Origin of the sequence: Rickettsia koreansis (assembly GCF_046532895.1) — a bacterium.
Lineage (GTDB): Bacteria > Pseudomonadota > Alphaproteobacteria > Rickettsiales > Rickettsiaceae > Rickettsia > Rickettsia rickettsii.
This window is the reverse complement of record NZ_WHLZ01000001.1, coordinates 35941-50359: the sequence shown is the minus strand read 5'-3', so window position 1 is coordinate 50359 and position 14419 is coordinate 35941. Positions and strand designations below refer to the sequence as shown.

The following is a 14419-nucleotide window of genomic DNA, read 5'->3' as shown; positions in this document are numbered from 1 at the left end:
CCCTTGCAATGACGTTATGTCATAGCAACACTTAAGACTTTGACCGACGCCACCCCCGGCTTGTAGTAAAATTTTAGCACATTCATTTATAGTAACAGCAGTGGTAACGACATCATCACCTAATAAGATTTTTTTACTTACAATATTATACTTTGTGTTAAATTTGATACTACCCTTTATATTATTTTTGTGTTGTTTTCGTGAGAGAAAAGTCTAAGACTTAGTCCATTTTGCTTTAGTTAAAATATCAGCTTTTAACATTTTATCGGTAACTTTTACAATTTCCATAGCTAAAATATAAGCAGGATTATACATTCGTAGTAACCTCTTAAAGCTATTCATAGGTACAGGTATGATTTTTATATCCTCGCTGCTATATCTATTATATAAAAGCTTAGCAAAGGTCTTAGCAAATATCGTCTTATCTTGATATTTAAACTGATGAACTATTTTTTTGCTATGCTAATTACACTTAAATAAGCTGCGAGCAAACTCATAATTAGGTTTGTTGCTATAACAATTTCTACAAATACAGTTATCTAAGATTTTTATACTAAATCTTTGTCCACATATACTACAATAGGATCTTGCTATAAATTCTAGCTTCTTCCAATAATCGCTACAAAATTCACCGTTCCCCCTAGTATTTCTGCACCGCTTAAACATCTCTGCGGCAAGATATAATCTATAAGATAATTATAAGTCTTTATTAACAATTAAAATCCTCTTGAAGATTCATGGTGTTTAGAAGCATGCGGTGTTGATTGTGATGATGGTGAGCTAACACCATAACGACCCCCCTTGCCGCATGACAAATTCTCTTGCATATGTTGGCTTGCTCATGAGCTTTATTTTGCTCAGGTTTTACTTTATTGCTAACATTTAGAGTTATAAAAGATTGAGATGTTTCTTCTTTTTTACCGTATATTTCTTTTAAATCACCAAATTGCGATTCAACAAAATAACCGACTCCTACTTTTAATGCCGATTTAACTTTTTCAAAATTAGTTTTTTTAGCAGGAGGAGCAAATTCATGTCTCGCTGCAACCTTTGCTCTAGTTACATTAAAATGCTCTCTTAGCTGCCCTTCACTTAATTGATCAATTTTAGGGGGTATAGTTAAAAATTCTTCTAATGCTTTGGTATCTATTTTTGCTTGCCTTTCTTTTTCAAGCAAGTCTTTCTTATCTTCATAATTTCCTATTTATGTTTTTAAACTATTTATTTTATCTTTTTTATACGCACTAAATTAGCATCTCCTTCACCTATTACAATTAGCTCCTCCTCCAATAGCACCTGCTACTAAAGCGCTTATAATACCGCCTACAGAACTTGCTTGTGCTACTAAAGATACTGTTTCTAAGGTAGTACTCGTATTACTTTTAAAATCTCTTTAGTTCTAGTTGTATTTAATTTTTCAGGTTCAACTTTTTCTTGGTAAATTTTAGGTAATTGAGTATCCAAGACATTTTTAAGTTCAGGGCTATCTTTTGCTTTATCTATTCAAGTAGTAACTACTAACTCTGCTTGCTTCACATAATTAGCTTTAATATTTTCTAAAGTTTTTTCTTTCTATCTAAACACTTATCTTCTTTTACTTCTAAAGTTTCTTTTCCAACATTATAAGCAACGGCTGATAAAGAAAGTGCAGCAAGCCCACAACCCCGACTGGAGTGGGATTAAGGACTAACGATACTGCAACGCCGCCAATTCTAGCAGCACGTCTTACTGCTTTACTACCTATGTTTTCTCTAGAACATTTGCTGCAATTTCACCACCGGGTAGTGTCCTGATTTTATTTAATGCCTTATCGGCTAAACCGGGACTTGGGGGACCTTTTTCTTTAATTTTTGCACCTTGCTGAAGTGTATCAACCGGATCATAAGCTTTTGCTGCTTTTTCTCCAACGTTAATTACTCCTTACTACTAATATGAATAGGACTAGCGATAACTTTACTGCCCTCCTGTACCACTTCGATTGCTACTCCACTTGCAGCGATTCCGGCACAAGCAACTCTAGCACCGTAAAGTGCCGTATCCTCTTGCAGCGTTCTTTTTCCTGCTGGCTTATTTCACGATTGCCGTTCTCCTGTGGAGGCTCAAAAGCTTTTGTTTGTGCTGCTTCTAAAAGCTCTATTCTTTCAGGGGTATTTATTGAAGATTTAAGCTTATTATCTTCTGCTACATTTTTTATTCCTTCTTCAGGAGTATTAATAGATGATTTACTGCTTAAATTTTCTTTACTCACGCATATCTCATAAAATTATGTTCTATGTTATTTCATATTCTATGTCATTCCCGCGAAAGCGGGAATCCATCTTTTAAAAAGTATAAACAAATAATGCTTTTATCGATTCTTGATTACTGGATTCCCACTTTCGCGGGAATGACATCAGAACTAGCTAGAAATGATACAAAAGAACACTCACCTCTTCCCCATCGCATAGCTAGTAATCAAGTTTTTTACAGGTTTAAAATTATTTATCACCTTAAATCCTATTTGTCTTAAACATCTTAAATTTGTGGAATAATTTGAAAAAATATTATTTAACTCATCAGTCAGCTTATACATAATAAAATTATCCTCTTGCCTTAGCTTTTGATATTCTTGTAATGTGCCATTATTACTAACTATCATACTCAAAATCTCTATATCCTTTATGCCCTGATTAAGCCCTTGTCCGGCGAGCGGATGTACTGTGTGGGCAGTGTCGGCAATAAGCACTATACGGTTATGAAAATATCTATTTGCTATACGGGCTTTTAGTGGAAAGCTACTAATCTCACTATCAATAGTAATTTTACCTAGGGAATTACCGGCATTTCTTTGAGTTAAAAACCTCACTTCTTCTACAGGCAAATTAACAATTAAAGCAGCCTGATCAGAAGAAGTAGACCATATTACGGATGAAGCATATTGATCTTTTAAAGGCAGCAAAGCAAAAGGACCAAGCGGCAGGAAATGCTCCATAGCACAATTTTCATGCGGCTTTTCATGCTTAATATTAAATGTAAGAGCAGTTTGATAAGGTTTCTCAATTTCATTAGCAAAGTAATGAGACCTCACTTTTGAATTTGCTCCGTCACATATAATTAATAAATTACACTTAATTTGTTTATCATTAAATTTTATAATCGAGTAGTCATTATGGTTTATAACCTCTTGATATTGATTATTATCAATTAATGTTATCAACGGATTATTAGTTATTTTTGACAATAGCATTTTTTTAAAGTCACTATTCTTAACCACATATCCAAGTACAGCGTCAGCGTCATTTCGTAAGTCTAATATCTCTGAAGCCTTATTATCTACTACATATATGTCTTGCATTTCTGCTACAAACTTCTCAAGCGCTTCCCATATATCAATAGAGAATAAGAAATTTTTAGAATGCGGCGTTAAAGCAGTAGTTCTTATATCTTTAAAAAACTCTGGGCTTTTTACCGATTTACTCTCGAATATAGTAGTTTTTATACCCTTTTGTGCAAAAGAAAGCGCCGTTAACATGCCGCTAAGACCGCATCCTAAAATTACCGTATTAGACATCTTCTCACACTCTACTTCTAGAGGTAATTTGTGCGTCGATCCGATACTCGCATCCTCACGTACGCTTGTGTACGCTGCGGTGCTGCGTTTCGTGTCTCCTACAAATTCCTCTCTATAAGCGAATTTGGCAAGATGTCTATCAATCTGTTTTGTTTTCATTCGATTCATTTATGAAATATTTTAAATATCCGTTTGTTGCTATAAAGCTTAGAAGAAAATAAATAATTGCTATATCCAAATATGAACTATTGCCTGAGTATAAACCTAAACAACAAATCAATAAGCTCACTAAAGTCGTGAAGCTATTTAAAATCAATAAATTTGTAAAAATATCCGTTTTGCTGATAAATAGGTAGGTTATTAAGCAAATAAATAATGAAATAATAATTAAAAAGATGTTAAGCATAATTTTTAAAATCAGTTTTACTGTTGGATACACAATCGTCGTCATTGCTAGGAAATTACGAAGTAATTGACGAAGCAATCTCAGAAGCTTGTTATTATTTCATGAGATTGCCACGCTCTCTACGTTCGCTCGCAATGACGACTTGGATATCCTACCCCTCTCATTATATATAATCATTTATAACACTACAAACTGCAAATAAAATTAACTAAAATTACTTAAATAATTTTAATATTATGTAATCTTAGCCAACCTTTACATTATAAATAGCTATTGTGACAAAAATGTTATAAAAAAATGTTGCTTTCTTTTACATTCGGCATTAACCTATATATTTAGGTTCTTACGTACGATTTCTAAAAAGATTTAATTTTGACTATTTTTTGCTGCAAATTACGATATTTTTTTAAGATTTTTTTGAAAAATGAATAACTAATTCTTTCAAAAATCTTGTTAATTTTCGCTAAAAAATATCGTAAAATAGTAAATCAATTAGAAATCGTACGCAAGAACCTAGTATTAATATTTTTAAGGTAAATTGTAATGTCACAACTAGATGTTTTAATAGTAGATGATGAAGAGAGTATACGAAATCTCATTGCTGCAAATTTGAAAGATGAAGGTTTTAACCCTAAGGTTGCCGCTAATAGTACTCAAGCCCTTAAAATACTTTCCGAAAAACCGGTCTCTGCAGTTATACTTGATATTTGGCTTCAAGGAAGCGAAATTGACGGGCTTGGGATTTTAGAGATAATTAAAAAACGCTATCCTTTAATGCCGGTAATAATTATTAGCGGTCACGGTACTATAGAAACAGCAGTAAATGCTATAAAAATGGGTGCTTACGATTATATAGAAAAACCATTTAATAATGATAAATTAGTTATTTTACTTACAAGAGCTTGTGAAGTCACAAAGTTAAAACGCGAAAATATAGATTTAAAATCAAAGGTTATAGATAAAACTGAATTAGTAGGCGGATGTTCGGTAACTTTAAAATATAAAATGGCCATAGAAAAGGCAGCTAGCTCTAGCAGTCGTATAATGATTCACGGTAAAGTCGGTAGCGGTAAAGAACTTGCAGCAAGATTAATTCATAAACAATCTAAAAGGGCTAATAATCCGTTCATTATTTTCAGCCCTACCTGTATGACTACGGAAAAAATCAATCAAGAATTATTCGGCGAATCGGAAAAGCAGGCAAATAATAAACGCCCTACTATCTTAGAATTTGCCAATAACGGTACTTTATATATAGATGAGGTCAGTAATATTCCTATTCCTATCCAAGTAAAATTATTAAAATTCCTTAAAGATCAAACTATTACAAAACCTTGCGGAAAAAATATTAAAATTGATATAAAAATTATCACCGGTACTTCTAAAAATATACAAGATGAAGTTAATAACGGCAAATTCCTAGAAGATCTATATTATCGCCTTAATGTATCTTCTCTAAAAGTACCTTCATTATATGAAAGAAAAGAAGATATACCGCTACTCGTTAAGTATTTTGTTAAGCAACTTTCAAAATTTTCAGGTTTAAAAGAACGTAGCTTTGCCGATGAAACTATTGCTGCTCTTCAATCCTATGAATGGCCGGGCAATATTAGACAATTACGTAACGTTGTTGAATGGACTTTAATTATGAATCCGTTAACTACAGGTAATAATGAAATTATCAAACCTTATATGATACCTTCTGAAATATTAGCAAATAGTACTAATCTTACAAAACTTGAAGATAGCTTTGATATGTTATCTATGACGCTTAGAGAAGCTAGAGAAGTTTTTGAGCGTCAATATCTATCGGCACAAATGAGTCGTTTTAATAATAATATTTCAAAAACATCCTCATTTGTCGGTATGGAAAGATCGGCTTTGCATCGTAAATTAAAATTATTAAGCTTACATATACCTCCTACAAATAGAATAAATGAAGAAGAATATGAGGAAGCAAATGCTTAAAGTCATATCAATAATTACGATTTATTTGTTATTAAGCAGCTGCTCCGAATCTACTCGTGATGCGAACGGATTACTTACGGACAGCCAAAGTACGGTAATTCGGAATTATATAATATCGCAAAATTCTAAAAACCTTAAAGTGAACCTTAAAGAGAAGTTCGGTTCAAATTTAAAAGGAGTAAAATTAATAGGAGTACAGCTAATAAATGAAGATTTATCAGGAATAGATTTGACTTCCTGCGAAATATCACGTGCTGATTTTGCAGGTAGCAATTTAGACAAAGCAATACTTACAAATGCTATAATTCAAGAAAGTAATTTTGCAGATTCGGTAATAAAAAATATTTCCGGATATAATTCTGACTTTCAAGGTTCAATTTTTCACAATATAACATTACAAAATACAAATTTTGTTCAATCAAATTTTAGCGATACTGCTTTTAATAAAACTACTATAATAAATGTTAACTTTGAAAATTCTAAATTTAGTCATGTATTATGGAGCAATAATACTATCGACGGTGTTAATTTTCAAAAAGCTAACCTAAAGAATAATAGCTTTAAAAATACTAATATAACAAATTCAATATTTTACGGTACGGATTTAGAAAAAAGTGTAATAAATAATACCAATTTTACTAATAATTATTTTGAATCTAGCAACCTAAGTCAAACTACATTAACAGCAGTAATAATTAAGGATTCTAACTTCACACAAAGTATTTTTAATGAAGTAAATTTTAATAACGTACAAAGTAATAACTCTTGCTTTTCATACGCTTCCTTTCAAGATTCAACATTACAAAATATTAGCCTTACTAAATGTGATTTACAAAATAGTACAATTAGTAGTTCAGTTTTAAATCATTTTAAAATCGATAATGCGATATTAAATAATATGAGTCTAAACGATAATAAATTTAATAATTTATCAATAAAAAATAGTAATGCTAATTTTGTAAGGATTAATAAAACTAAAGGCTCAAATATTACTTTAGATAATATTAGCTATACTAATAATATTTTTAGCAATAATGATTTTAAACAATTTATAGTGATTAATACTGACTTAAACAGCAGTGAAATAATAAACTCAAATATAACTAACGGACAATTTAATAATATAAATTTTTCTAAATCTTTAATACAAAACGTAAATTTTTCAGATGTTAAAATTACTTTAGGCAATTTAAACCAAGTAGCTCTAATAAATTCCAATCTAACAAATACTGCGGTTATTAATTCCGTCCTTTCTAATTCGCAAATAAATAATATTAACTACCAAGCGTATTCCGGTTTTATTAATACTAATATTTCTAATAATATTATTTTAAATAGTGATAATTCGAGCAAAATTCTACCAAATAATATAGTAATAAGTTCGGTAAAAGATTTGCAAAAAATAACTCACTTAGCAAATATGAATTTAACAAATTTTGACTTGAGCAACTTAATATTTGATAGAGTAGATTTTTCAAATAGTATCTTTAAAAATGCTAACCTAACAAATACGGTAATAAAAAATTCTATTTTAAAAGAGGCTAATTTTTCTGCAGCAATACTTACTAAAACAGATTTTTCAAACTCAATATTAACAGATAGTATATTTAAATTAGCTAAAATTGATCAGGTGGGCTTTAATAACTCCGACCTAACAAATGCCGATTTTACCGAAGCAGCAATTAAAGATACTTCGTTTGATAAAGCTAAGACAAGCGGAATGAACGGAGTAGAATAATCTTTAAATACCTTGGTCCTTATACGAATATTCAGTATGTCATCCCCGCGTGGCATTGTTGCGTGGATCAGTAAATGCTCTTTATGTCATTCCCGCGAAAGCGGGAATCTAGTAAAACATATAAAAAATTTTTTATATGCTTATTTTGTTAAAGGTATAATTTTGTCCAATATTAAGGGTTATTTTTCTAGATGCCTGCTTTCACAGGAATAACACAGCATTTACCTTTGGTTGCTCTTGGAAGACCTTGCTTTATTAGTAGGAGTATTAGACGGTGTAAATGAATTATTATTTATAAAAGCAGTAGGACTTTGCTGCTTCATTCTATTAATAATTTGTTGTTGTTTAAGAGTATTTATCTTTTGTTTTCCGGCGATCCTTATAGATTTAGTAATCTTGGCAGTTTCTACAAATATTTCCTTAGGAGTTTGCAGCTGATCAATTCGCTCATAATGTTTTTTAAGAAACTCTTCTTTTATCTTTGGCTTTATTCCTTTCAAATCAACATATATTCTATATAACTTCTTTAATTTTATTTGTTGCTTGGAAGATTTGTGAGGAAGTGATTTAATCGAATTAACAAGACTACTACCTATTTCTTTTATAATATTAACTGCAGGCGAAGCTATTTTCTTTATTCCTTCATAAATTTTACCTAACCCACTAGCAATAACATCTAATAGTTTAGGCACATATTCTTTAGATATAGGGGGTATATCCCTAATAATATCTCTCGCTTCAGTTAGATTATTAGCTAAATGGAGTAATGCTTTTTTCTCCTCTAACTCGGTAGAGCGATTAGCATATGAACTAGCTATATCTGCCTGAGCATCTATAGTATCGGTAATTATTGATTTAGTATCATTAAAAGAAAGATCTATAGGTGTCTTTTTTTGCGTTATAGGACTGTCTTCTCTTAATTTATCTAGCCTATCACGTATTGCTTGGTCTTTTTGATCATTAAGGCTTTTACTTTTTTGTTCTAGTTTAAGCTCAGATTGCAGCTGCTCAATTAGCTCGTCTACTTCATTACCAGATTTTTTTATGGGGATATAAGGTCTATCTTGGAGCTTTGCAAACCTTTCTTCTAATTCTTCAAGTGATGGAGGAGTGCCTTTAAGTTTTGCTAGTCTTTCTTCTAATTCTTTTATTATTTGATCGTCCTGCTTTTTCTTAGACATATATATACCTCTATAATAATTCCTAAGTTTTGTAAAAGAACATTAATAAGATTTTTGCAATAATAGTTATTCCTATTTCAAAAAAATCTTATGATTTACAACAAAAAATAGATTAATTTAATTTTCCGCACGCAAAGCCTAGTTATTAATAACACAAACTACTAACTAAAATAAAGTATTTTTTGATATGAGTTAAGATATAATTATATAAGGCTAGCATTATCCGCATGGATCAGTTTTGCCATTGTCACCTAGTTCCTTGACCACGGGGTCTAGTTAAAAATACTAATAATATTAGTATTTTAAGTTGTTTTCTGGATACCATACAATTCAGCTAATTCTGCACATGCCTTATTTTCTCATATAACTTTAAACATTTTTCTTTTTTAACCATTCCCTAACTTCGTCAGTAGTGTAAGTTTTAAAATCAGGAGCATTAAATTCTTTGCAAAGCAATTTTAGCCTCTTCTGAATCTTCTTGTATTTCCTGTAGATAATATTCAATTGCTTTACATACTATAGCCCTTTTGATCTGTCTAAGTTTTTTGCTGACTATGCTAAACTATTATTTAGTTCGTCCGAAATAGTTAAATTCAGTCTTGCCATCTTGTAACCTATCTTTAATTAATAACACATTACGACACATAATAGCACAAACTACAAACTGAAAAAAGCTATAAATACTTATCCAACACATCCGACATAATTTTACGAGCTACAGGGGCGGCGGCTTTACTACCGCCTCCGCCATGATCAATAAAGACGGTAACGGAATAACTAGGATCGTGATAAGGAGCGAAGCCTAAGAACAAGGCATGATTACGCCTCTCCCAAGCAATAGATTTACGGCTTAAATCATCTTTAGCATTTAGTTTGCCTTGCACCTGCGCAGTACCGGTTTTACCAGCGAGCTGCCTATTTTTGCCTAAAATTCTATTATAATACGCCGTACCTCCCGCAACATTAACGGTATTATACAAACTTTCTTGGATTATTGTGATATTTTCGGGCTTAATATTGACATTATAAAATTCCGGATCATTTTTTAATATTCTAGGCGTATACAGTTTACCGTTACTTGCAATAGCTGTAATAAACCTTGCAAGCTGCATCGGCGTTACCCCTAGAAACCCCTGTCCGATTGCTAAATTAAAACTATCTCCTATTGACCAAGGAAGCTTTAATTTTTTCTTTTTCCACTCTTTTGACGGTACAAACCCGCTACTTTCAGGAGCTAAATCAATACCGGTTTTTGAGCCGAGGCCAAATTCTCTTGCAACTTCAAGAATTTTATCCGGACCTACTATTCTTGCTAATTCATACATATAAATATTACAAGAATGCTTTAAAGCAGACATCATATCTAACGTTCCGTGTCCGCTATGATTCCAACATCTAAAGCTATTAGTACCAAGAGCAGAGCTACCGTCGCAAAAAACGGTTTTATTAGGATTAATGCCTACTTCAAGGGCTGCAAGTACGGTAATTATTTTAAAAACCGAGCCTGGAGGATAAGAATTTTGTATTACCTTATTAATTAAAGGCTTATAAGGATCACTCATTAAACTTTGCCAATAATTTTCCGATAATTTACTGAAATGATTTGATTCAAAACCTGGGGTGGAAGCACAAATTAGTACATTTCCGGTTTTAGTATCCATAACTATTGCCGAAGAACCTTTAGGATTTAAATATTGCTGGATATTTTGCTGAAGAGATGCATCGATATTTAAATGCATATCTTCACCCGATTTAGTAGGGGTTCCTGCTATTTCTCTTACCTGCTTACCGTAAGCGTTTACTTCAACTTTTTTATAACCAAATGCTCCTCTTAGTTTGTTATCGTAATATTTTTCAATACCGGATTTACCGATATTAAAATTGCTTAAACTATGTATATTTAATTCCTGCTTCTCTTGCTCATTTATTTGACCAAGATAACCGATTAAATGAGAAGTAACACTTGAAAAAGGATAAAACCTTAAATAACCTATATCAATAAATATTGAAGCGAGTTTATGCTTTTGTTCTTCAATCATTGATACTTGCTGCCAATCAAGCTGATCAAATATTATTAAAGGAGTGTGGCGACTAGATTTTTTAATTTTTTGCTTAATATAATTATATTTTTCCGGAGATAAATTTAGAATATTACTAATTATCTCTAATTCATCCCTATAATTATTATTAATGTTCCTATCTATGACTAGCTGATAACATGGTTTATTAGTAGCTAAAATATTGCCGTCTAAATCGTAAATTCTTCCTCTAGTCGGTGGCAGTACAACGAAATTAATACGATTCTTATCCGATAAAGTCTTATATTCTTCACTTTTAATAAGCTGTAAATAAAACATTCTTATTCCAAGCAACGATAAAAATCCGAGTTTACCTAATCCGATTATAAAGGCTCTTCGTGAAATTAACTCACCATGTAGTATTTTCTTATTTAGCATACTTTTTAAAGTAATTCATAGGAGAGTCAAGTATAAGACGAATTATATTATAAGAAAATATAGTTGTTAAAAATTGAAAGAAAATTATTAAATATCCGTCTGCTTCTAGCTTCTTGATTGTTATTAGTAAATATTTAAAATTCAATATAAATAAACAATAAACGCAAAAAATAATGAAATTTATTAAATAGTTTTTAGCTACAAAATATTTTGAAGATAATTTATAAATCGTATATGCCGATAAAAAAACTAGCGAATTTGTACCGATAGGCATACCACTTATTTGATCTATAAATAGACCGAAAAAAAATATGTTAAAAATATTTAAGGAATATAACGACATAAAATAATAAATAAATATAATTTCCATCGCCGGAAAGATTCTGCTTTGAATATTTATTTTATAACTCACTAACGGAAATAATATTATAAAAAAACATAGCAAAGCAAACAGCAATTTTAATATTATTTGTAAGCTATTTTTATATATTTCCTGTTTTATCTTTAACATAATAGTTTTGTACTGTGTCATACCGTGACTTGATCGGCAATTAGGTTGTCATCCCACGACTTGATCGCAGGATCTATATAAACAACATTTTGTGTGGTCATTTTTACTGGACCCCGTGGTCAAACCACGGGGTGACAATAGAAAAATCGCAACCACCCAACGACCATATCAACCGTATACAAAATATAAATTAATTTTCTATTTTGTACAGTTTTAAAAAATGAATATGGATTCTACAATAACTCACAACAACTAGGGTTAGGTCTTTTATCATTATCGCTAAGCTCTAATTCTTCTTATGCCTCGGAACTTGTGGATATAAATAGTTGTTTTGATATAATATTATTTATTGTTGTCGTAGGATCAAAAGACTTAAGCCGTGGGATAGGTATACTAGGTTTATCTGTTATATTTTTATTTTTTGACATATAAAAACCTCCTTTTTAGCTTATAAATGCGTCATTGCCAGAAAATTTAGGCTTTTTGTTGCACAGATCGTTTTATGTCATTCCCGCATATGCGGGGATGACATCAAGTAGGTTTTACCGATCTACGCAACAATGCCTGCTCGCAATGACAAAATCTATAATTATTAGGTAATATTTTAACTTTCTTCCTCACTTTGTTCTATCGGTTCTAAACCATATAAAGATATCATACGTTCAAATACTCTACCGGCAGTAGGGGCAGCCGTCCAACTTGCAGTTGCAAAGCCAAAGCTTTCTTTAGTCGGTTTCGGCTCATCAAATCTAATAAAAATAATATATTGCGGGTTAGATGCAGGCAGCATACCTAAAAACGATGACGCTCTACTATTTTTTAGATATTTCTTTTTTCCCCCTGCCCCTTGTGAAAGTTTTTCTGCCGTACCGGTCTTACCGCCGATAAGATAGCCTTTGACCTCTGCTCTTTTACCGTTACCTTCTTTGACTACCGCTCTAAATAATTTCTTCATTTGGGTGGAGGTATTTTCACTAAAAACTTTTGTACCTATTACTTTTTCATCCTTTCTTTTTAATAAAGTAAGATCATATAAAGTACCGCCGTTAACAACCGGTAACATTGCTCTAACAAAATGCAAAGGGCTAATCGAAATGCCGTAGCCATACGACATAGTAACACTCGTTAACTCATTCCATCTTTTCTCGGAAGGAAATAACGGAGTACCTCGTTCAGGTAATTCTATTTGTAACTGATCTAATAGACCTAATTTCTTTAAGTACTTTTTAAAATTGCTTTTACCGATTTCAAGCATAATTTGACTTGTGCCAATATTTGAAGAATATAGAAAAATCTCAGGTACACTATGCCATCCTTGCCTTGGCGTATAATCCTTAAGCTGGAATCCTCCTACTTTCATATAACTTATATCATAAGCATCATTCATATTTATTGTACCGGTATCAAAGCCGACTGCCATAGTTAATGCCTTAAACACCGAACCCATTTCGTAAATGCCGAGACTTGCTATATTAAACAGCTCTTCCGGTTTGGCTAAACTCGGATAATGCGGATCGAAATCAGGCTTATTTACTAATGCTAAAATCTCGCCATTATTTGGATCAGCAATAATGCCTACTGCTCCTATGGCCTTAAATTGCTTTAAAGTTTTATCAATCTCCTCACTTAAAATACTTTGTAATCTGATATCAATAGATAATTGAAGCGGTTCTTTCCGATTCTTTGGTTCGTTTAATTCATAATCAGAATTAGTTAAATACTTATCATAAGCGAGCTCTAAGCCACTAAGCCCTACCGAGTCTCTACCTACATAACCGACAACATGCGACAATAAATTAGAAAAGGTATAAATTCGTTTCTGCTCTTCTTCAAATTCAAAACCAAGTAACCCAAGGCTAGTTATCTTTTCTTGCTGACTAGGTAGTAAATCCCTTTTTACCCATATAAAGCTTTTATTTGACTTAAGTTCTGCAAGTAATTTAGCTTTATTAATATCAGGTAGAATTTCTGCTAGCTTTTTTACGGAAGTTTCAGGATCAAGTACTATTTGTGGATTAGCAAATAATGAGGCAGAAGGTAGGTTCACTGCTAATAAATTACCGTTTCGATCAACTATTTCTTTTCTAAATTGATGATTTTTTTTAAAGGAATTAATATTTTTATCGTAAACATTCGTAGCAACGATTATCAATCTGTAAGATAAAGTACAAAAAAGAAAAGAAAAGACACAAATAACCATTAATAATCGGATTTTTGTATTTTTACTACAAACATTCCAAATTGTTAGACTTTTAATTGTAGGTTTCCATTTTTCCAAAATTTGTTTCATATGTTATTTATGGTGTTTCAAACACTAATATTTCCGCAATCCTTATGTCATTCCCACGAAAGCGGGAATCCAGTACTTTAAAACCTTTTCAAAACTTGATTTGAAAAGTAAAAAATCTTTGAAATCAAGATTTTTTGAAAATCTCGATTTATCTCGCTTTACCCTAGATTCCCGCTTTCGCGGGAATGACATCGAACGCTTTTTCCAAGCCATACAACAATCCTACCAAGATACGAAAATCAACTTCAAAAAGAGCAAGGAATCCACAAGACGAGAAATGGAGCGTATACTGAATACGTGAGTACCGCAGTACTTGTAG

General features: G+C 31.7%; 11 protein-coding genes and 2 pseudogenes. 2 read left to right on the top strand and 11 right to left on the bottom strand.

Annotated features, from left to right (window positions below):
• Positions 1-213 precede the first annotated feature (213 nt).
• The 6 genes and pseudogenes from GCO76_RS00335 to GCO76_RS00310 form a co-directional block, all read right to left on the bottom strand.
• Positions 214-342, bottom strand: a complete 129-nt coding sequence (locus GCO76_RS00335) for a competence protein ComF (protein WP_410955796.1) — start codon at positions 340-342, stop codon at positions 214-216.
• Between the two features lie 367 nt (positions 343-709).
• Positions 710-1177 carry a hypothetical protein gene (locus tag GCO76_RS00330; RefSeq protein WP_410955795.1) on the bottom strand — a complete coding sequence of 156 codons (468 nt, stop codon included), beginning with the start codon at positions 1175-1177 and terminating at the stop codon, positions 710-712.
• Between the two features lie 379 nt (positions 1178-1556).
• Positions 1557-1848 (bottom strand): annotated as a pseudogene (locus GCO76_RS00325) (hypothetical protein).
• 133 nt (positions 1849-1981) lie between these two features.
• Entirely contained in the window at positions 1982-2248 is a 267-nt protein-coding gene (locus tag GCO76_RS00320; RefSeq protein WP_410955794.1) for a hypothetical protein, read from the bottom strand.
• A gap of 177 nt (positions 2249-2425) precedes the next feature.
• Positions 2426-3709 carry a 2-octaprenyl-6-methoxyphenyl hydroxylase gene (gene ubiH / locus GCO76_RS00315; protein ID WP_410955793.1) on the bottom strand — a complete coding sequence of 428 codons (1284 nt, stop codon included), beginning with the start codon at positions 3707-3709 and terminating at the stop codon, positions 2426-2428.
• Positions 3690-3956, bottom strand: a complete 267-nt coding sequence (locus GCO76_RS00310; RefSeq protein ID WP_081497974.1) for a monovalent cation/H+ antiporter complex subunit F — start codon at positions 3954-3956, stop codon at positions 3690-3692. The genes ubiH and GCO76_RS00310 overlap by 20 nt, the downstream gene beginning before the upstream one ends.
• A gap of 543 nt (positions 3957-4499) precedes the next feature.
• On the opposite strand from GCO76_RS00310, the gene GCO76_RS00305 reads away from it, so the two are divergent.
• Both GCO76_RS00305 and GCO76_RS00300 read left to right on the top strand, forming a co-directional pair.
• Positions 4500-5924 (top strand): sigma-54-dependent transcriptional regulator, encoded by a 1425-nt coding sequence (locus GCO76_RS00305; protein ID WP_024704602.1) that lies wholly within the window; start codon positions 4500-4502, stop codon positions 5922-5924.
• Positions 5917-7662 carry a pentapeptide repeat-containing protein gene (locus GCO76_RS00300; RefSeq protein WP_410955792.1) on the top strand — a complete coding sequence of 582 codons (1746 nt, stop codon included), beginning with the start codon at positions 5917-5919 and terminating at the stop codon, positions 7660-7662. Before GCO76_RS00305 ends, GCO76_RS00300 begins: the two co-directional genes overlap by 8 nt.
• A 221-nt stretch (positions 7663-7883) precedes the next feature.
• Here GCO76_RS00300 and GCO76_RS00295 read toward each other — a convergent pair whose 3' ends face one another.
• From GCO76_RS00295 to GCO76_RS00275, 5 genes and pseudogenes are all read right to left on the bottom strand, one after another.
• Positions 7884-8843, bottom strand: coding sequence for a hypothetical protein (locus tag GCO76_RS00295; protein WP_410955791.1), 960 nt, complete (start codon positions 8841-8843; stop codon positions 7884-7886).
• A gap of 674 nt (positions 8844-9517) precedes the next feature.
• Entirely contained in the window at positions 9518-11299 is a 1782-nt protein-coding gene (gene mrdA, locus GCO76_RS00290; RefSeq protein WP_410955790.1) for a penicillin-binding protein 2, read from the bottom strand.
• Entirely contained in the window at positions 11289-11810 is a 522-nt protein-coding gene (locus GCO76_RS00285) for a hypothetical protein (protein ID WP_014120901.1), read from the bottom strand. The genes mrdA and GCO76_RS00285 overlap by 11 nt, the downstream gene beginning before the upstream one ends.
• A gap of 233 nt (positions 11811-12043) precedes the next feature.
• Positions 12044-12238: pseudogene (locus tag GCO76_RS00280) on the bottom strand (hypothetical protein).
• Positions 12239-12414: 176 nt separating this feature from the next.
• Entirely contained in the window at positions 12415-14100 is a 1686-nt protein-coding gene (locus tag GCO76_RS00275; RefSeq protein WP_410955789.1) for a peptidoglycan D,D-transpeptidase FtsI family protein, read from the bottom strand.
• Positions 14101-14419 lie beyond the last annotated feature (319 nt).